The sequence below is a fragment of the Amycolatopsis sp. NPDC102389 genome (assembly GCF_044765885.1).
GTDB lineage: Bacteria > Actinomycetota > Actinomycetes > Mycobacteriales > Pseudonocardiaceae > Amycolatopsis.
Genome location: NZ_JBIWKX010000037.1, coordinates 72,678 through 90,400 on the forward strand (window position 1 = coordinate 72,678; position 17,723 = coordinate 90,400).

Sequence of the window (17,723 nt, forward strand, 5' to 3'; positions counted from 1 at the left end):
GTGTGGTCGCGACGGCCGGAGTTCCTGGCTCCCCTCCCTGGCCGGGAGGGTGACAGTGGCGGGACCGCCCCGGACTCTCACCGGGTTCCTCCCTCTGCCGTCGCATGGGTCGGAGTTCACTCTCCGGTGCGGTCCGGCGGGAGTCAAGGTGATGTGCGACCGGGGTCGAACGCGTAACCCATGCCGCGCGCGGTGCGGATGTGGCCCGCCCCGATCTTGCGGCGCAGGGTGCGGACGTAGACGTCGACGATGTTGGAACCCGGGTCGAAGTCGTACCCCCAGACGTGGGAGAGGATCTGCTCGCGGGTCAGCACCTGTCCCTGGTGGCGGATGAACAGCTCCAGGAGGGCGAACTCGCGCGAGGTCAGGTCGACCCCGGCGCCGTCGACGTCCGCGCGGCGCGTGCGCAGATCCAGCGACAGCGGGCCCGCGTGCAGCACGGTGGTCTCGGCGACGAGCTCGGTGCGGCGCAGCCGGAGCCGGATCCTGGCCAGCAGCTCGTCGAAGCGGAACGGTTTGGCCATGTAGTCGTCCGCGCCGCCCTCCAGACCGGCCAGGGTGGTCTGCGGCGAATCGTGCGCGGTGAGGATGACCACCGGGGTGGTGTTGTGGTGTTCGCGCAGCGTCCGCAGCACGGACAGGCCGTCGCGGGACGGCAGGCCGAGGTCGAGCACCAGCAGGTCGTAGCCGTCACCGAGGGCGTACTGGAGGGCCTGTTCACCGTCCGCGACCACGGTGGTGGTGAAGCCGTTTGCGGTAAGTCCTTTGCGGACGAACGAGGCGATGCGCTCCTCGTCTTCGGCGATCAGGATACGGGCCACGGCGTGTCTCCTTCGACGGCGTGAACAGGGATTTCGATGGCGAACCGGGCGCCGTGGCCGGGGGCCGATTCCAGGCGCACCAGGCCGTGCTGGGCCTCGGCGATGGCGCGCACGATCGCCAGCCCGAGCCCGGCCCCGCTCCGATGTCCGCCCTGCCGGCCCCGGTTGAACCGCTGGAAGATCCGCTCGGCCTCTTCGCGCGGCACCCCTGGGCCGTGGTCGGCCACCCAGAACGACACGGTGTCCTCGGAGACGGCCGAGCCGATCAGGATTTCGTCGCCGTCTTCGGTGTGCTGGACGGCGTTCTGCGCCAGCTGCACCACGGCCTGGGTCGTGCGCTGCTCGTCGAGCGGCACCTGGCCTTCGCCGAGCGCCTCCAGCCGCCAGCGGCGATCGCCGATGGTGCGGACCTTGGCGTAGAGATCGCTGGTCAGCTCGGTGACGTCGGTGGGGGCGAGTGCGACGAAATCGGGCTGCTCGGCCTTGGCCAGCAGCAGGAGATCGCCGACGATGCGGTTCATCCGGTCCAGTTCGTCGACGCACAGCCGGATCGCCTCGGCCCGCGCGATCGGATCGTCGTCGAGCAGTTCGAGGTGGCCGAGCACGATCGTGATGGGCGTCCGCAGTTCGTGACCGGCGTCGTCGAGGAAGCGCCGCTGTGTGGCGAACGCGAGGTCGAGCCGGTCGAGCATGGCGTTGAACTGTTCGGCGAGCGCGGCGACGTCGTCGCAGCCGTCCACGGGGATGCGGCGGGTCAAATCGTGTTCGGTGATCTCGGCGGCGGCGCGGCGCACCAGCCGCACCGGCGCGAGGATCTGCCCGGCGACCAGCCACGCCGAGGCCCCGGCCAGGACGAGCCCGAGCAATCCGACGAACAGCAGAGTCCGCACGGTGGCGGCGATCTCTGCCCGGTCGCGGTCCACGAAGTAGCCGACGACGAAGGAACCCCTGTCACCCTCGCGGGTGCCGGACGCGTCGACGCGGATCCAGCGCATCTCCCCGGCGGGCGTCCGCGCGGTCCCGCTGCGCGCCGGGTCGGCGAGGATCGGATCCAGGATCGCCGGGCTCTCGCCCAGCCGGAAGGGTTCCTCGCGGTCCTGCAGGATCGGCCCGGAGGACGGCGTCCAGGCCAGCACGACCTCGTCGTCGTCGACGTACTGGCGCCGCAGATGCGCCGACAGCGCGGACCGGACGTCCGGGAACGGCTGCCCGGTCGCGCGGTCGACACCCTCGGCCAGCACCTGGCCCAGCTCGGCGGCCTCCTGTTCGAGCGCGGCGTTGACGTCGCTGTCGACCTCGCGCAGCAGCAGGTTGTACGTGACCAGCGTCGTCGACACCGTCACCACGGCGACGAGCAGCAGCAGCCAGCCCATGATCCGGATCCGCGCGGGGATCGCCCGCGTCCTGGATTCAGTCGTCGTCGGCACCGTCGTCGTCCTGGTCGTCTCCCGGCGGGACCACCGGGGGTGGTGGCACGACCACCGGTGTGGAACCGCTCGGCGGTGGGGGCTGGGTGGCCGGCGTCGGGTGCTCTCTCAGCTTCACCTCGATCGGAGCCCGCGGTGCCGGCGGTTCCGGCCAGGCCCAGGTGACCGCCGCCGCGCCGAGCGGGAGCGCCACGGCGGCGGCGAGCAGGGCGATACGCGAGCGGGCCATGGCTCCACCCTCCTGGTCGTCGATGTGGCGAAGATGAGGACAAGATGAAGCAATCTTCACATAACGGATGCGGACAGCCGGGTGCCGACCAGCACGATCCGCAGCATCCGCTCGGCGGCGTCGGTAAGGAACTCGGCGCCGCGCAGGATCGCCTCGTCCAGAGCCACCGGACCGGGCTGGATGGCCTGGAAGGCGTCGATGCCGACCGCGTAGGTGCTGTCGGCGTCCATGCCGATCCGCCCGGCGAGCGCGACCACCGGCTTGCCATGCGCCTTGGCCCGGCGCGCGACTTCGGCGGGCACCTTCCCGTGCGGGGTCTGGGCGTCGATCGTGCCCTCGGCGGTGACCACGAGGTCGGCCGCCGCCAGCCTGGCGTCGAGGTCGACGTGGTCCAGGAGCACCTCGAACCGCGGCAGCAGCCGGGCGCCCAGCGCCGCGCACAGTCCCGCGCCGAGACCGCCGGACGCGCCGGATCCGGGGACGAGCGCGACGTCGTCGCCCAGGTCGCGGCGCAGTACGTCGGCCCAGTTGTCCAGCGCCGCCGCCAGCCGCTCCACCTGCTCGGGAGTGGCGCCCTTCTGCGGGCCGAACACCCTGGCCACGCCGCGCGGGCCGCACAGGACGTTGTGCGGGTTGACCGCCAGCCGGAGCTCGGTGTCCGCGAGCCTCGGATCCAGCCCGGACACGTCGATGTGCCGGGCCCGCGCCAGCTCCGCCCCTCCGGGGCCCACCTCCTGACCGGCGCGATCGAGCACCCGAGCGCCCAGCGCCTGGAGCGCCCCGGCGCCGCCGTCGGACACCCCGGAATCGCCGCAGCCGACGAGCACCGAGGAACAGCCCGAGTCGAGCGCGGCGATCATCAGCTCGCCGACGCCCCGGCTGGTGGTGCGACCGGGATCGCGGCGGTCGGCGGGCACCAGGCGCAGCCCCGCGGCCGCCGCCATCTCGACCACCGCCGTCGACCCGTCGCCGAGAATCGCGAAATGCGAGCGCACCGGCAGCCCGACCGGACCGGTGACGACGGTGTCCACGATCTTCCCTCCGGTGCTCCCGGCCAGGGCCGCGGCCGAACCCTCGCCGCCGTCCACCAGCGGGACGCGGTCGATCTCCGCGAACGGGACGACCCGCAGCACACCCTCGGCGATGGCGTCGGCGGCGGCTTCGGCGCCGAGACTTTCCTTGAACCCACTGGGGGCGACGACGATCCGCATGACTTCCTCCTGATGGTTCACGGCACGAGCGAAAGGCCGAGGCACGGCCAGACGAGCAAGGCGAAGACGGCGACGACGACCACGTGCAGCGGCGCGAGCACTCTCGAAAGCCGGAGCAGGTCCCGGGACGAATAGGTCGGCACACCGTCGATGCCGGAGAACAGCGCGACAGGTTTGGCGGACGAGGTGAGGGTGTGGCAGAAGCCCGCCGCCGCGGTGGAGGCGAACACCGCCGCGGCCGGGGCCAGCCCGGTGGCCGCCGCGAGCGGGATCACCACCGGCACCAGCACCGAAGACCGCGCGGACCGGGACTGCACCGCCAGATGCGCGGCCGTGCTCACCACGATCACCACCACCAGCACCACCCACGCCGGCGCGTTCCGGGCAGGCCCCAAGGCCACGTCCGCCAGCCACGCCGCCGCGCCCGACGCCACCAGCGCGCCGCCCAGCGCGGCAGTCGCGGCGGTGAACAGCAGCAACGACCCCGGCACGGTCCTCAGCGCCGTACCCGTGGTGACCCGGTGCGGCGGCACGCACATCGCCAAGGCGCCGACGAGCCCGACGAGCGCGGGCGGCAGACCGTGCCACGGCTCGGTGCACCACAGCACCAGCACGACCCCGGTGGTGACCGCCGCGAACCGCTCCGTCCGCGTCCACGGCCCTCGCGGCGGGAACCGTGTGCGCAGATCGAACCGTTCACGGCGGTCGTCACGGGTGGTGAACAGCCACAAGACGACCTCGGCCGCGAGATGGCACGAGACCACCGCCAGCGGCAGGCCCAGCAATAACCAGCGCAGGAAGCCGATTCCGTCGCCGGTCGCTTCACGCAGGAGCTGGTCGGCCACCAGATGCGCGCCGGCGCCGATGAGCGTCGAGACCGCGGACAGCAGCACCACAGTCGGGAACAGCACCGAGAGCGCCTTGGCCATCCGCGGGAGCGCGCCTGCCAAGGCGGTGAACACCGGCACCGCCAGCGCCGCCCGGCCCGACGTCGACGGAACCACCAGCGACGAGACCACCAACGCGACCGTCGACAGATGCGCCAGCCCCCGCACCGATCGCGCCCGCGCGGGGACCATGGCCACGAACCGGTCGACCAGCCCCGAACCGGTCAGCCCGGCCGCCAGCACGAACGCCGCGATCAGCAGCCACACGAGATCCGCGCCGAGGGTGGCGAAGAGATCGGAGGGCGCCAGAACCCCAGCCACGGCAAGGACGGCCACCGCCGCCAGCGCGATCCACGTGTCGTCGAGGCTCGTCAGGACCCATGCGCCTACGGCCGCGGTGAAGACGGCCAGTACCAGTGCGCCCTGCCAGCCCGGTCCGCCAGGTACGAGCGCGGTGGTGAGCGCTGGGATGGCTGCGGCGGGGATCAGCCAAGCCTTGGTGTGCTTGGGTTTTCCGGGCTTGCTGGGCTTGCTGGGCTTTCTGGGCGGGCTGGTCGTGTAGGTGTAGGCGGTCACGGTGATCAGCCTGTGGCGTGCTCCTGAATCGTCCGTTAAGGACGGATGAGGAGGTCTTCATGTTGGCTTGGGGATTGGTCAGGTCTGCTCGGTCAGCCCGCGGGTGAGATCGTCCAGGCGGGCATTGAGTTCTTCTGCGTCTCGCAGACAACCCAGGCCGCACTCTTCTCGTTGTCAGGGCCGAGAGTGAGTTGCCGTTGAATCGCGGCAGCTTCCCACTTCGGTGCGTAGGCATGGACGGCCGCGACGAACTGGGCGAGGTCGAGCTCCATCACCTGGCGATGCTATGCCGCCGTAGCTGCTGCTGCCGGAGCGTCGGGTGGCCGGGTCGGTCCCGGCGTAGGCGGCGAGGTGTCCGGAGGACTCGAAGCCGGACGCGTCGCCGATCCCGAGCAGGACAGGCCGTGTCCCTGTCAGCGGTCCTTCGATGCCATCGAACCCGGCGACCCGGATCATGGGTTCGACAGGGGCTAAGTCATGTCGGGCTCTTCGCCGGTGGGCTTCTTGGGGCGCGGGGCCTGCGGGCATGACGAGGGGCCCGTCGCCTGGGTGGCTGGCGGGCTCCTCGGTGTTCAGACGTGGTGCAGGGTGTTGCGGCGGGGTTTTCGAAGCGGATCCCGGTATTGGGGTGGGATGAACTCCGGTAGCCCATCTGCCGCCATGCAGACTTCCCAGTCACCGTGATGAATCAACCTATGGTGGAAACCGCACAGCAGCACGAGATTCCGAAGATCCGTGGGTCCACCATCCGCCCAATGGTGAATGTGGTGGGCGTGGCAATTCTTGGGCTTCCGGTGACATCCGGGGAAGGCGCAGCCTCCGTCGCGGATGTTCAACGCGCGTCGCTGGCCGGGGGTGACGAACCGTCGGAGCCGTCCCACGTCGAGGGGTTCACCGGCGGTGCTCATCACCACGGGCAACATCAAGCAGTCGCAGGCCGCGAGCCGGGCTTCCCGCGCGGTCATCGTCCCCACGAAATCCAGGCACGCGGTCCCGAGACCGGACTTCAACTCGTCGAGCCCGATGGTCACATGCAGGAGGGTGCGGTAGCCGCTGGTGCCCGGCTGATCGGGACACGCGATCGCCAGATCGAGGATGTCGACCCAGGCGTCGCCCATGCGTTCGCACTTCATCCGCAGATCGGCCTGGCCGAACTCGTCGACCGGCCGTGGCTGGGCGTACGCCTCCAGAGCAGCCGCCGTCCGGGCACCGGTTTCGTCGTCGAGGAGGCCGGTGAGTTTCCAGAAGCCGTCCTTGCGGCGCTCCAGGGTGATCTCGCGGCGCGGCTCTTTGGGTTCGGGGTCTTTGGGTTCCTTGCCGTCCGGGTCGAGCCAGCCCAGCAGGTTCGCCTCGGCGTCGGCGAGCTGGCGGGGACCGGCATTCGGGGCCAGGTCGGCGAGGATCTTCTCCGCACTCTCCCGATCCTCAGCAGAGGTGTCGGCGGGAAGTCTCTTCAAGATCTCCAGGATCTGATCGATCCGTTCGTTCCCGACCAACCCCTCGGCGGCGACCGCGGCGGTGGCGGGAGCGACAGGTGGAAGCTCGGTGCCGTCCAAGGCGCGGGTGGGGTTCAGGGCAAGGGCCCGCTTCACCACCGCACCCGCCTCGCCGGCCGACAATCCCGCTATATCGGCGAACCAGGCAGCCGTCCGCCCGTAGCCGTACAAGTCTTTCGCGCCCCGAGCCTCGATCTCCGCCAGAAACTGCCCCAAAGCAGCGGTGGCCATCCTGATCACCTGCAGGGACTGCTGCACGCCCTGGGCAAGCTCCAGCTTGCCAGCGCGCCACAGTTCCTGCGGCAGTTCGGGGAGGAAGGTCTCGGGCACCCCTCAATAATACCGCAATCCAGTCGAACATGTGTTCGTAATTTTAAGCGACCGGCGAAATGCGCCAACAACACTGAAGGGTGAATCGGCCGCAAAGCTGATTCGCCCTGAGTGAGTCGAGAGAGCCAGGCGCAGACCTGTCCTCACTGCCTGAGCTTCGCCGCGGATCGGAGGCGGCGCCACAGTTGGTCAAAGGTCGAACCGGTCGCCAAGCCGATTCATCCCGGGTGTCGTCGCAATTAGTCGACTAATGGCGGCGAAGGGCGGTAATCTGCTCTCGCAGTGAAACGACCGCTTCCGCGAGATCCACCGGATCGACGGTCGCGGCCCATTCCCGGATGAGCTCGGACCGCCGCCGGACGACCTCTTTCTCCTCGTTGCGGATGAGGCCCGCCCGCGTGAACTCCTGCGCATCGATGGCCGCTTCCTTGCGTCGCCGTAAATCGGCGATCTGGGAAGTCAGCACGTCGATCTCGACAGGCGGGTCGGCAGGGCCAACGACACCGCGTACAACGGAACCTCCCCAGACGGCGTTCTCGTCGAGGAAGGGAGCCAGAATCCGGGCATGGGCCTCCCGTATCCGCTCCTCGGTCACGCCGTGTTCGCCCAGGACACGAGCCGCTCCGCCCCCGGCGGCCAAGAGGCCGACGACCACTTCCACCAAGCCGGAGAATCGGGGAACGTCAAGGACTTCGGCCGTGACCGGATAGCCGTCGATGCTTCCGGCGGCTGGCGACGAAGCCGCTTTCTCCAGTTGCCACACGAGGACATCGCGAGAGAATCCCAGGGCGTCAGGGAGTGCGTGCCCGACGCCGTCGTCGAGAACGGCGAGCAGGAGTTCCTCGCCTCCGACGCGATCGTGTCCCAGCCGGACCGCGTGGGCGTGCGCCTGCTCCAGCAGGCTCACGCCGATCGCTCCGACGAAGTGTCCCCGATCCGCGGGAAAGGCGCGGTGGAGAAGATGATCTCCACCGCCACCTCGAAGAACTTCGCGATCCGCAGTGCGAGGTAGAGGCTCGGGCTGTACTCGCCGCGTTCGAGGTAGCCGATGGTCTGGTAATGCACGCCCAGCGCATCGGCGAGTTCGCGGCGGGAAATGCCCCGCTCCGCCCGCAACATCGCGATCCGGTTGTAAACGACCTCGCTCATGAACTAGCCAATTCGCTGCATCGCCTTTTCCCGTCGTGCCGCCACCGAGGACCCGGACTCGCGCCGCGCCATGCGCCGCAGGACGACCGGGGCCAGCGTCAATCCGATCACGGCCCAGACGCTCAGCACGCCGAGGGTCTCCCAAGGCCGCCAGGACTGCCCGATCTCCACCATCACCGTCGAGTCCGGCAGCAGCGCCGACCGCATGCCGAGTCCGAGCCAGTACATCGGGAACACCTGTCCGATGTACTGCAGCCATTCGGGCAGCGCGGTGATCGGGTAGAAGATCCCGGAGATCGCGCCGATTCCCATGGTGGGCAGCATGATCAGGCCGAGGCTGCGCGCGTTCGTGGTCAGCGAGCCGAAGATCGCGCCGATCGGCATGGTGGCGAGCAGGCCGAGCACCAGCACCCACAGCAGGCCCAGCCAGGACGTCAGCCCGCCGGGCGCGATGCCGTCGAACAGGAACAGGCTGGGAATCAGCACCAGCACTATCCCGATGACGGTGTTCATCGACACCGTGACGACCTTGCCGACGAGGTAGCCCATCATGCCGTTCGGCGTGGCCTTGGCACGCAGGAGTGTGCCGTCTTCGCGTTCGACGGCGAGGACGCCCGCCATCCCGAGCATGCCGCTGAACACGATCGACGCGCCCAGCACGCTCGGCACGGTGGCGGCGCCGAGCGAGAACTCCGTGCCCGGCAGTTTCGCGCCGCGCATGAAGAACATGACGACCACGAAGATCGCCGGGAACAGGAAGGTGTTGAAGAGGTCTTCCCGGTTGGTCATCATCTGGCGGCCTTCGAGCCAGCCGCGCCGGACACCCAGCCGGACACTGTGCTGAATCGCGTTCATCGCGCGCCCACCGCCTCGAGGGATTCGGCCTTGCGGACCAGGGTCATGTAGGTGTCTTCGAGCGACGCCCGCCGGACCTCCAGGTCGCCGACGGCGTCCCCGTGCTGTTTGAACAGCTCGTGCACGTACTTCGTCGATTCCGTGGTCGAGTGGACGAACCGTTGGCCGTCCAGCGTCCAGCGCACCTCGGCCTCGCCGGCGATCTGCCTGCTCAGCGCGTCGGCCGAACCGTCGGCCACGATGCGGCCGTGGTTCAGGATCAGGATCCGGTCGGCCAGTTTCTCGGCCTCGTCGAGGTCGTGCGTGGTCAGCAGGATCGTCGTGCCGTCGTCGTCGGTCAGCCGGTGCACGAGCTCGTGGAACTCGCGCCGCGCCTCCGGGTCCAGCCCGGCGGTCGGCTCGTCGAGGAACAACAGCTCCGGACGGCCGACGATGCCGATCGCGACGTCGAGCCGTCGCCGCTGCCCGCCCGAGAGCATCCGGACCTTCTTGTTCGCGTGCTCGGTCAGGCCGACCGCGGCCACCAGTTCGTCCGGATCCCACGGCCGCTCGATGCGATCCGTGGAGTACGGCGCGTAGTAGCCGCCCAGGTGCTCCAGCAGCTCACGCACCCGCCATTTCGCGTGGTCGCGCCAGGCCTGGAGGACGACCCCCAGTCGCGCCCTCCAGTCCTCGTCGGCGTGTGCCGGGTCGACGCCCAGCACGCTGACCTCGCCTTCCGAGCGCATCCGGAAGCCTTCGAGGATTTCGATCGTCGTGGTCTTGCCCGCCCCGTTCGGACCGAGCAGGCAGATCACCTCGCCGCGGTGCGCGGTGAAGTCGACGCCGTGGAGGACGTCGTTCGTCCCGTACCGCATCCGGAGATCTTGGACGGAGATCATCACGTCGTGTGGATCTCTCATTGGTCACCCCCATCTCAGTGCTGCGATCGAATGTAGCACACCTACTACATATGATCTGAGACATACTCTGGCGTGAGACGGCCATCTACAGTGAGCGCATGTCCACGAGCGCACGTGTCCGAGCCGACGCGTGCCCTGGTGTTTTCGCCACGCACGACGCCGCCGACGGTCCGCTCGCCCGGGTCCGGCTGCCCGGCGGCGCCATCACCGCGGACCAGCTCAGGGCACTCGCCGACGCCGCCGACGACCTCGGGGACGGCGCCCTCCACCTGACCTCCCGCGGCAACGTGCAGCTGCGCGGCGTCACCCGGCCGGGTCTCGCGGGCAGGCTCGCCGCGGCCGGGCTCCTGCCTTCGCCGTCGCACGAACGCGTCCGCAACATCCTCGCTTCGCCACTGAGCGACACCGCGCAAAAGCTGGCTTCGGCTCTCGACAAGGCGCTGTGCGCGGTTCCCGGGCTGGCCGAACTTCCGGGACGCTTCCTGTTCGCCCTCGACGGAGGCCGCGGCGATGTCGCCGGAGAGGGCGCCGACGTCTGCTGGCGGGACGGCGCCGTGCTGCTCGCCGGCGACGACACCGGCCTGCGCGTCACCGCCGAGCACGCCGTCGAGACGCTGCTCGCGGTCGCGCAAGCGTTTCTCCGAACGCGAGGAACAGCTTGGCGGGTCAGCGAACTGCCCGACACGGAACCGCTGCTCAGGGGCATCCCAGGCGAAACAAGGGAGCCGCAGAGGTTCGAAGTGAACCCCGGCCTTCCGATCGGACCGATCGGGGAAGCGATCGGAGTCGCCCCGGTCTTCGGCAGGCTCACCTCGGCTCAGGCCCGCGCGATCGCGACGGCCGGGAACGCCGTGGTCACCCCGTGGCGATCGATCCTGGTCCTCGGCCCCCTGGCGGCGGACACGGGACTGATCACCGATCCGGGCGCGCCGTCGCTCGGGATCAGTGCCTGCATCGGGTATCCGGGCTGCGCGAAGTCGCTCGCCGACGTGCGGGCCGACGCGGCGCGGGTCGGGCGGACCCCGAGAGTCCATTTCGCCGGTTGTGAACGGCGTTGCGGCAAACCCGCGCGCGAGCACGTCGACGTGCTCGCGACGGAGGACGGTTATCTGGTCGACGGGGCGTTCGTCCCGGTCGGCGAGCTGACGAGAACGTTGGCGGAGAAAGGAACACAGTGATCGACTACATCCGGGACGGGGCCGAGATCTACCGGCATTCGTTCGCCACCATCCGTGAGGAGGCGGATCTCGCGATCCTGCCCGACGACGTCGCGGTGCTGGCCGTGCGGATGATCCACGCCTGCGGGATGGTCGACCTGGTCGACGACCTCCGCTACAGCCTGGACGTGGTGGAATCCGGCCGCGCCGCGCTCGAAGCGGGCGCGCCGATCCTGTGCGACGCGAACATGATCGCCTCCGGGGTCACCCGCAAACGTTTGCCTGCCGCCAACGAGGTGCTGTGCACGCTGTCCGACCCGAAGGTGCCCGGCCTGGCCGAGCGGATGGGCACCACCCGGTCCGCGGCCGCGCTGGAGCTGTGGCGCGACAAGCTGCCCGGTTCCGTGGTGGCGATCGGCAACGCGCCCACCGCGTTGTTCCGGCTGCTGGAACTGCTCGAAGAAGGGGTCGGCGCGCCGGCGGCGATCATCGGTGTCCCGGTGGGCTTCATCGGCGCCGCCGAGTCCAAAGTGGAGCTCGCGAAGCGGGCCCCGGCCCCGTACCTGGTGGTGCACGGACGACGCGGCGGCAGCGCGATGGCCGTCGCCGCGATCAACGCGATGGCGAGTGAGGTCGAATGAGCGGGCTCGGAAAACTCTGGGGTGTCGGGCTCGGACCGGGTGACCCCGAGCTGATGACGGTCAAGGCCGCGCGCCTGATCGGCGAGGCCGACGTCATCGCGTATCACAGCGCGCGGCACGGCCGGAGCATCGCGCGTTCGGTCGCCGAGCCGTACCTGCGGGACGGGCAGATCGAGGAGAAGCTGGTCTACCCGGTCACCACCGAGACCACCGACCATCCCGGCGGTTACGAAGGCGCGATCGCCGATTTCTACGAGCTGAGCGCGAAGCGGCTCGCCGAGCACCTCGACGCCGGACGCGACGTGGTCGTGCTCTGCGAAGGCGACCCGTTCTTCTACGGCTCCTACATGTACATGCACGAACGGCTCGCCGACCGCTACGAGGCGACCGTGGTGCCGGGCGTGACGTCGGTCAGCGCGGCGTCCTCGGTGCTCGGCCGCCCGCTCGTGCAGCGCGACGAGGTCCTCACCATCCTGCCCGGCACGCTGCCCGCGCCGGAGCTCGCGCGACGACTGGCCGACACACAGGCCGCGGCGGTGCTCAAACTCGGCCGCACGTTCGGCAACGTCCGCGAGGCGCTGGCCGAGGCCGGGAAACTGGACGACGCCTTCTACATCGAACGCGCGACCTGGCAGGCGCAGCGAGTCGAGCCGTTCGCCGACGTCGATCCGGAATCGGTGCCGTATTTCTCGCTGGCGCTGCTGCCGAGCCCGGCCTACGCGTCCCGGCTCGCCGACGAACCCGAAGTCACCCGTGAGCAGGAAACGCACACCGGCGGCGAAGTCGTGGTCGTCGGCCTCGGCCCGGCGGGTCCGGGCTGGCTGACCCCCGAAGCGACCGAGGAACTGGCCGCGGCCGAGCACATCGTCGGCTACGGCCCGTACGTCGCGCGGGTGCCGCAGCGCGCGGGCCAGCAGCGGCACGCGTCGGGCAACCGCGTCGAGGCCGACCGCGCCGTCGAAGCGCTCGAGCTGGCCGCGAACGGCGCGAAGGTCGCGGTGGTCTCTTCGGGTGATCCCGGCGTCTTCGCGATGGCGTCGGCGGTGCTGGAGCAGGTCGCGGCCGGACACGGCGCGGGCGCACGGGTGCGGATCGTGCCGGGCGTGACCGCCGCGCAGGCGGCCGCGTCCCGGGTCGGCGCGCCGCTGGGCCACGACTACTGCGTGCTTTCGCTGTCCGACCGGCTCAAGCCGTGGGAGATCATCGAACGACGGCTCGACGCGGCGGGCGCGGCGGATCTCGTGCTCGCGCTCTACAACCCGGCGTCCCGCACGCGCACCACGCAGCTCGCGCAGGCCCGCGACGTCCTGCTCAGGCACCGCGCGCCGGAGACGCCGGTGGTCGTCGCCCGGGACGTCGGCGGACCCGAGGAGGACATCCGCGTGGTCACCCTCGGCACGCTCGATCCGGCCAGTGTCGACATGCGCTGCCTGCTGATCGTGGGCTCGTCGAAGACCCGCGCCGAGAACGGGATCGTCTGGACGCCGCGCACTTACGAGTGATGCCCGAGGCCCGCGTTGCGGGCTTGGGCGAGCAGCACCTCCCGGTCGTCCGTGCCGGCTTTGGCGTGGATCGACGTGACGATGTTGCGCACGGTCTTGGGCGCCAACCCCAGCTGTCGCGCGACGGCCGGGATCGCCAGGCCGCCCGCCAGGTGGTCGAGCACCTCGTGCTCCCGTGGGGTCAGCCGCGGGAACGCCCGCATCGGCTGCGAAGTGGCCAGCAGGCCGTAAAGCCGATCCGCGGCGCGCTCGCCGAACACGACCGCGCCCGCCGCCACCCCGCGGATGAAGCGGACCAGATCGTCGTGGCCCGCGCTCCGGGACAGGACGCCGCGTGCGCCCGCGAGCATCGCGGCGACCACGAGTTCGCCGTCGCCTGGCGGCGTCAGCACCAGGACAGCGGTGCCCGGAACGCGTGAAGCCACTTCGCGCGTGATGGCGAGCCCGTCCAGCGCGGGCGGGTGAACGGACAGGACGAGGACGTCCGGCCGCAGCACGGTGGCGTGCCAGACCGCTTCGCGTTCGTCGGGGGTATGGGCGACCACTTCGAGGTCCGCGGACGCGGGCGGTGCGGGGACGCCGGCGAAGACCACGCTCACCACTGGGGTTCGAATCGGCACGCCATCGGTTGTAGCGCAGAACTTTTGTACAGTGTCCGGCCGTTTTCGGTGAACAATGTCCATTCGATAACGCTTGACGATCAGGGGGGCCTGGTGCCGAGACGCGAGCGACCGCTGGGGCCGGGCGACGACGTCGTCGTGAGCTTCGCGGCGGATCTTCGCCTGCTGCGCGAGAAGGCCGGCGGGCCGACGTACCGCGAGCTTTCGACCCGCGCGGGTTACTCGGCCGCCGCGCTCTCCGAAGCCGCGGGCGGACGAAAGCTCCCGGGGCTCGCGGTGACGACCGCGTACGTCGCCGCGTGCGGCGGCGACGTCCCGGCGTGGGAGGAACGCTGGCGCACGGTCGCCGCCGGGCTCGCCGCGACCGCGGGCGAACGCGACGAGACCGAACTCCCGTACCTCGGGCTGGCCGCGTTCCAGACGGCCGACGCCGCCCGCTTCTTCGGGCGCGAGCGGCTGGTCGCCGAGCTGACCGGCAAGCTCGCGGAACGACGGCTCGTGGGTGTCTTCGGCGCTTCGGGCTCGGGAAAGTCGTCCGTCCTGCGGGCCGGGCTGGCCGCGGCGAGCGAACGCCCTGTCGTCCTTCGCACCCCAGGGGCGCATCCGCTCGAAGAGGACCTCGACGCCGAGGGACGGCTGCTGATCGTCGATCAGTTCGAGGAGGTCTACACGCTCTGCCGGGACCAGGCCGAACGCGAGAAGTTCGTCGACGCGCTGCTCGAACTCTCCCGCGACGAGCACGGCACGCGGGTCGTCCTCGGTGTCCGCGCGGATTTCTACGGTCACCTCTGCCGTCACGCCGGTCTGGTCGAGGCGCTCACCGACGCGCAGGTGATGGTGGGCCCGATGACCGCCGACGAACTCCGGACCGCGATCGTCGAACCCGCCGTCCGCGCGGGCTGCCGGGTCGAGGCGGCGCTGGTCACGACGCTCGTCGCCGACGCCACCGGTCAGCCCGCGATACTGCCGCTGGTGTCGCACGCGTTGCTGGAGACCTGGCGGCGGCGCCAGGGGATCACGCTGACCAGCGCGGCGTACGAGGCGGCGGGCGGGATCCTCGACGCGATCGCGCGGACCGCGGAGACCGTCTACACGGATCTGGAGCCGGACAGACAGCGCGTCGTGCGGCAGATCTTCCTGCGCCTGACCGCGCTCGGCGAAGGCACCGAAGACACGAAGCGCCGTCTCAACCGGCGCGAACTCGACGACGACCCGGCGACGACGGAGGTTCTCGAACGTCTTGCCGACGCGCGTCTGCTCGTCCTCGATCGCGACGGCGTCGAGATCGCCCACGAGGCTTTGATCCGCGGCTGGCCGCGGCTGCGCGACTGGCTCGCGGAGGACCGCGAAGGACACCGCCTGCACCGGCAACTGGCCGAGGCGACCGAGCTGTGGGAGTCGCTCGATCGCGACAAGGGCAGTCTCTATCGCGGCACGCGGCTGGGGCTCGCGGCGGAATGGGCGGACCGGGAGCCGGACGCGCTGAGCGCGCGCGAGCGGCGGTTCCTTCAGGCCGGGCTCGACGCCGAAGCCGAGGAGACCGCTGTCGGCCGCAAACGGACGCGGAGGCTGCGAAGACTTGTCGCGCTCCTCGGCGTCCTGTTGCTCCTGGCGGGTGTCGCCGTCGGGTACGCCGTCGACGCCGGCCGGTCCGCGACCGACCAGCGGAACGAGGCGCTCGCGCGCAAGGCCGTCGTCGAGGCGAAAACGTTGCGGGAGTCGAATCCGGCGCTGTCGACCCAGCTCAGTCTCGCCGCGTACCGGCTCGCGCCGATCCAGGAGACCCACGACGGCCTGCTCACGTCCATGGCGGCGCCGTTCGCCACGCGGATGACCTTCGACCCCGGTGACGTCACCGTCGCGCTGAGCGGCCAGCTCATGATCACTTCCGATTCCTACCGCGCGACGCAGGTGTGGTCCATCGCCGACTCGCGGCATCCGGCGCTCCTGTCGACGCTGCCCGGTTCGGAGGAGGTCCGCGGGCCGCTGGCGTTCAGCCGCGACGGGCGCGCTTTGGGGACGACCACCCAGGACCACCGCGTCCGGCTCTGGGATCTGACCGATCCGCGGCGTCCGGTGCGGAAGGCGGACGTCACCGGGCACCGGGAGGTCGTGATCTCCGCAGACTTCAGCCCCGACGGCCGCACGCTCGTCACCGGATCCGACGACCGCACCGTGCGGCTCACCGACGTCGCCGATCTCGGCGCGCCGAAACCACTCGTGGTGCTCGGCGGGACGCCGGACGGGCAGCTCGCGCGAGCCGCGTTCAGCCCCGACGGCCGGCTGCTCGCGATCACGAACACGAACTGGACGGCGGAGCTCTGGGACGTCACCACACTTTCCGCACCACGACGGCGCTCCGTCCTTTCCGGACACCAGGACCTTCAGCTCACCCCGTCGTGGAGCCCGGACGGGCGGCGGCTGCTCACCACCAGCTGGGATCGCACCGCGAAGCTGTGGGACGTCGCCGATCCGGCGGCGCCGCGGCCGCTGTCGACGTTGACCACCCCGGCCGTGGTCTGGGCGGCCGGGTTCAGCCCGAGCGGGAGGCTGGTGGTGACCGCGGGGGACGACCAGTCCGTGCGTATCTGGGACGTCACGGGGCAGGCGAAGGAACTGCCGCCGTTGTCCGGGCACACGAACGCCATCTGGTGGACGGCGTTCTCCCCGGACGGCAAGACCATCGTGTCCACCAGCGCCGACCACACCGTCCGGCTGCAGGACGTCGGCGAACTCGCGCTGGCCTCGAGCGCGGGCTGGACCGTCGGCACGTTCCTCGAACAGGGGCGGATCCTCGTCACCGCGGGGGACGACGTGCGGCTCTGGGCGATGGACGATCTCCGCGCGCCGAGGCAGCTCGCGAAGCTTCCCGGCCCCGCGACCGTCACCGCGGTCGCGGTGAGCCCGGACCGGCGAAGTCTCGCGCTGGCCGCGCACGACGGCGCCGGTGTCGCCGGGACGTTCGTGCTCCAGCGCTGGGACATCAGCGATCCGAAGACGCCGAAACTGCTCGCGTCGACCGGTGTCTGGCCGACCTACTCGCTCGCGTTCAGCCCGGACGGGAAGACCTTCGCCTCCGGCCACGACGACGGGCCGATCCAGCTCTGGGACGTCAGCGATCCCACGCGGTTCGCCGAGCCCCGGGTCCTCCCGGTCGGCGACGGCACCGTGTGGTCGCTCGCGTTCACCCCCGATGGGCGGACGCTGGTCGCGAGCCAGGGCTTGGGTTCGTCCGCGGTGACCCTGTGGAACGTCGCCGACCCTCGGCGGCCGAGCCTGGCTTCGACCCTGCGACCCGACGGCGGCGCCCTGTTCAAGCTGGCGCTCAGCCCCGACGGCCACACGATCGCCGCGGGCAGCAGCGATCGGAACGTCTATCTCTGGGACGTCGCCGATCCCGCGCACGCCGTGCGGCTGGCGAAACTGGGCGGCAATCCCGAGGGCGTCGGACCGCTCGCGTTCGGCCCGGACGGCCGGGAGCTGGCGGCGTCGGCCTTCCGGACGGTGCGGGTCTGGGCGCTGGCCGACCCGCGGAAACCGGTGGAGACGGCGCAGCTCACCGGCTTCGCCGCGACGGTCAACTCGCTGGCGTACCGGGACGACGGGCATACGCTCGCGATAGGGAGCAGTGGCGTCCAGCTGTGGCAGACGGACACCGCGCGGGTGAGCGAGGAGATCTGCGCGCTGGCGACGCCGAGGATCACCAGGGAAGAGTGGGAGAGGTACTTCCCGGGGCTCGAATACGCGCCACCGTGTGGATGAGCGACTGCCGCGAAGGCTCGCCCGGAACAGTCCACGAAGGACGGCAGGGTACGGCGTGGGGGGACCACCACAAGGGGGGGCGGCCCAGGCCCAAAAAGGGTTTGAGGGACCACACCCTCGACCCCGCCGCCCACCACTACAGAAACGGGGGCGTGTTT

The 17,723-nt window shown here is 70.5% G+C and carries 16 protein-coding genes, 1 pseudogene and 1 riboswitch; of the genes and pseudogenes, 4 read left to right on the forward strand and 13 right to left on the reverse strand.

What is annotated here, in order from left to right; all coding sequences use genetic code 11:
* Positions 1-18 precede the first annotated feature (18 nt).
* Positions 19-91, reverse strand: a riboswitch (cobalamin riboswitch).
* A gap of 52 nt (positions 92-143) precedes the next feature.
* From ACIRGA_RS27500 to ACIRGA_RS27555, 12 genes and pseudogenes are all read right to left on the reverse strand, one after another.
* On the reverse strand, positions 144-821 hold the full coding sequence (locus tag ACIRGA_RS27500; RefSeq protein WP_400945968.1) for a response regulator transcription factor: 678 nt from the start codon (positions 819-821) through the stop codon (positions 144-146).
* The gene (locus ACIRGA_RS27505) at positions 806-2,248 is read right to left on the reverse strand and encodes a sensor histidine kinase (protein ID WP_400945971.1); all 1,443 of its coding nucleotides are present in this window, start codon (positions 2,246-2,248) and stop codon (positions 806-808) included. The genes ACIRGA_RS27500 and ACIRGA_RS27505 overlap by 16 nt, the downstream gene beginning before the upstream one ends.
* Positions 2,232-2,477 carry a hypothetical protein gene (locus tag ACIRGA_RS27510; protein ID WP_400945973.1) on the reverse strand — a complete coding sequence of 82 codons (246 nt, stop codon included), beginning with the start codon at positions 2,475-2,477 and terminating at the stop codon, positions 2,232-2,234. The genes ACIRGA_RS27505 and ACIRGA_RS27510 overlap by 17 nt, the downstream gene beginning before the upstream one ends.
* A gap of 56 nt (positions 2,478-2,533) precedes the next feature.
* On the reverse strand, positions 2,534-3,688 hold the full coding sequence (locus ACIRGA_RS27515) for a glycerate kinase (RefSeq protein WP_400945976.1): 1,155 nt from the start codon (positions 3,686-3,688) through the stop codon (positions 2,534-2,536).
* A 17-nt stretch (positions 3,689-3,705) separates the two neighbouring features.
* Positions 3,706-5,151, reverse strand: a complete 1,446-nt coding sequence (locus ACIRGA_RS27520; protein WP_400945978.1) for an SLC13 family permease — start codon at positions 5,149-5,151, stop codon at positions 3,706-3,708.
* 92 nt (positions 5,152-5,243) lie between these two features.
* Entirely contained in the window at positions 5,244-5,426 is a 183-nt protein-coding gene (locus ACIRGA_RS27525; protein WP_400946009.1) for a hypothetical protein, read from the reverse strand.
* A gap of 16 nt (positions 5,427-5,442) precedes the next feature.
* Positions 5,443-5,550, reverse strand: a pseudogene (locus ACIRGA_RS27530) (transposase); the annotation flags it as partial.
* Between the two features lie 173 nt (positions 5,551-5,723).
* Positions 5,724-6,977, reverse strand: a complete 1,254-nt coding sequence (locus tag ACIRGA_RS27535) for a DUF222 domain-containing protein (protein WP_400945980.1) — start codon at positions 6,975-6,977, stop codon at positions 5,724-5,726.
* A 247-nt stretch (positions 6,978-7,224) separates the two neighbouring features.
* Entirely contained in the window at positions 7,225-7,884 is a 660-nt protein-coding gene (locus ACIRGA_RS27540; RefSeq protein ID WP_400945983.1) for a Clp protease N-terminal domain-containing protein, read from the reverse strand.
* Positions 7,881-8,126, reverse strand: coding sequence for a helix-turn-helix transcriptional regulator (locus tag ACIRGA_RS27545; RefSeq protein WP_400945985.1), 246 nt, complete (start codon positions 8,124-8,126; stop codon positions 7,881-7,883). Before ACIRGA_RS27545 ends, ACIRGA_RS27540 begins: the two co-directional genes overlap by 4 nt.
* Before the next feature lie 3 nt (positions 8,127-8,129).
* Complete coding sequence (locus tag ACIRGA_RS27550) at positions 8,130-8,981, reverse strand: ABC transporter permease (RefSeq protein WP_400945987.1); 852 nt, start codon at positions 8,979-8,981, stop codon at positions 8,130-8,132.
* Entirely contained in the window at positions 8,978-9,883 is a 906-nt protein-coding gene (locus ACIRGA_RS27555) for an ABC transporter ATP-binding protein (protein WP_400945989.1), read from the reverse strand. The genes ACIRGA_RS27550 and ACIRGA_RS27555 overlap by 4 nt, the downstream gene beginning before the upstream one ends.
* A 98-nt stretch (positions 9,884-9,981) precedes the next feature.
* On the opposite strand from ACIRGA_RS27555, the gene ACIRGA_RS27560 reads away from it, so the two are divergent.
* The 3 genes from ACIRGA_RS27560 to ACIRGA_RS27570 are packed head-to-tail and all read left to right on the forward strand — an operon-like array spanning position 9,982 to position 13,183.
* Positions 9,982-11,061 (forward strand): precorrin-3B synthase, encoded by a 1,080-nt coding sequence (locus tag ACIRGA_RS27560; RefSeq protein ID WP_400945991.1) that lies wholly within the window; start codon positions 9,982-9,984, stop codon positions 11,059-11,061.
* Complete coding sequence (locus ACIRGA_RS27565; protein ID WP_016332061.1) at positions 11,058-11,681, forward strand: precorrin-8X methylmutase; 624 nt, start codon at positions 11,058-11,060, stop codon at positions 11,679-11,681. Before ACIRGA_RS27560 ends, ACIRGA_RS27565 begins: the two co-directional genes overlap by 4 nt.
* On the forward strand, positions 11,678-13,183 hold the full coding sequence (locus ACIRGA_RS27570) for a precorrin-2 C(20)-methyltransferase (protein ID WP_400945993.1): 1,506 nt from the start codon (positions 11,678-11,680) through the stop codon (positions 13,181-13,183). Before ACIRGA_RS27565 ends, ACIRGA_RS27570 begins: the two co-directional genes overlap by 4 nt.
* On the opposite strand, the gene ACIRGA_RS27575 is transcribed toward ACIRGA_RS27570, so the two are convergent.
* A complete protein-coding gene (locus ACIRGA_RS27575; RefSeq protein WP_400945996.1) occupies positions 13,174-13,803 on the reverse strand; it encodes a response regulator in 630 nt (209 codons plus the stop codon). The two genes, ACIRGA_RS27570 and ACIRGA_RS27575, sit on opposite strands and share 10 nt — an antisense overlap.
* Positions 13,804-13,896: 93 nt before the next feature.
* On the opposite strand from ACIRGA_RS27575, the gene ACIRGA_RS27580 reads away from it, so the two are divergent.
* On the forward strand, positions 13,897-17,565 hold the full coding sequence (locus ACIRGA_RS27580) for a hypothetical protein (RefSeq protein WP_400945998.1): 3,669 nt from the start codon (positions 13,897-13,899) through the stop codon (positions 17,563-17,565).
* The last annotated feature ends 158 nt before the right edge of the window (positions 17,566-17,723 follow it).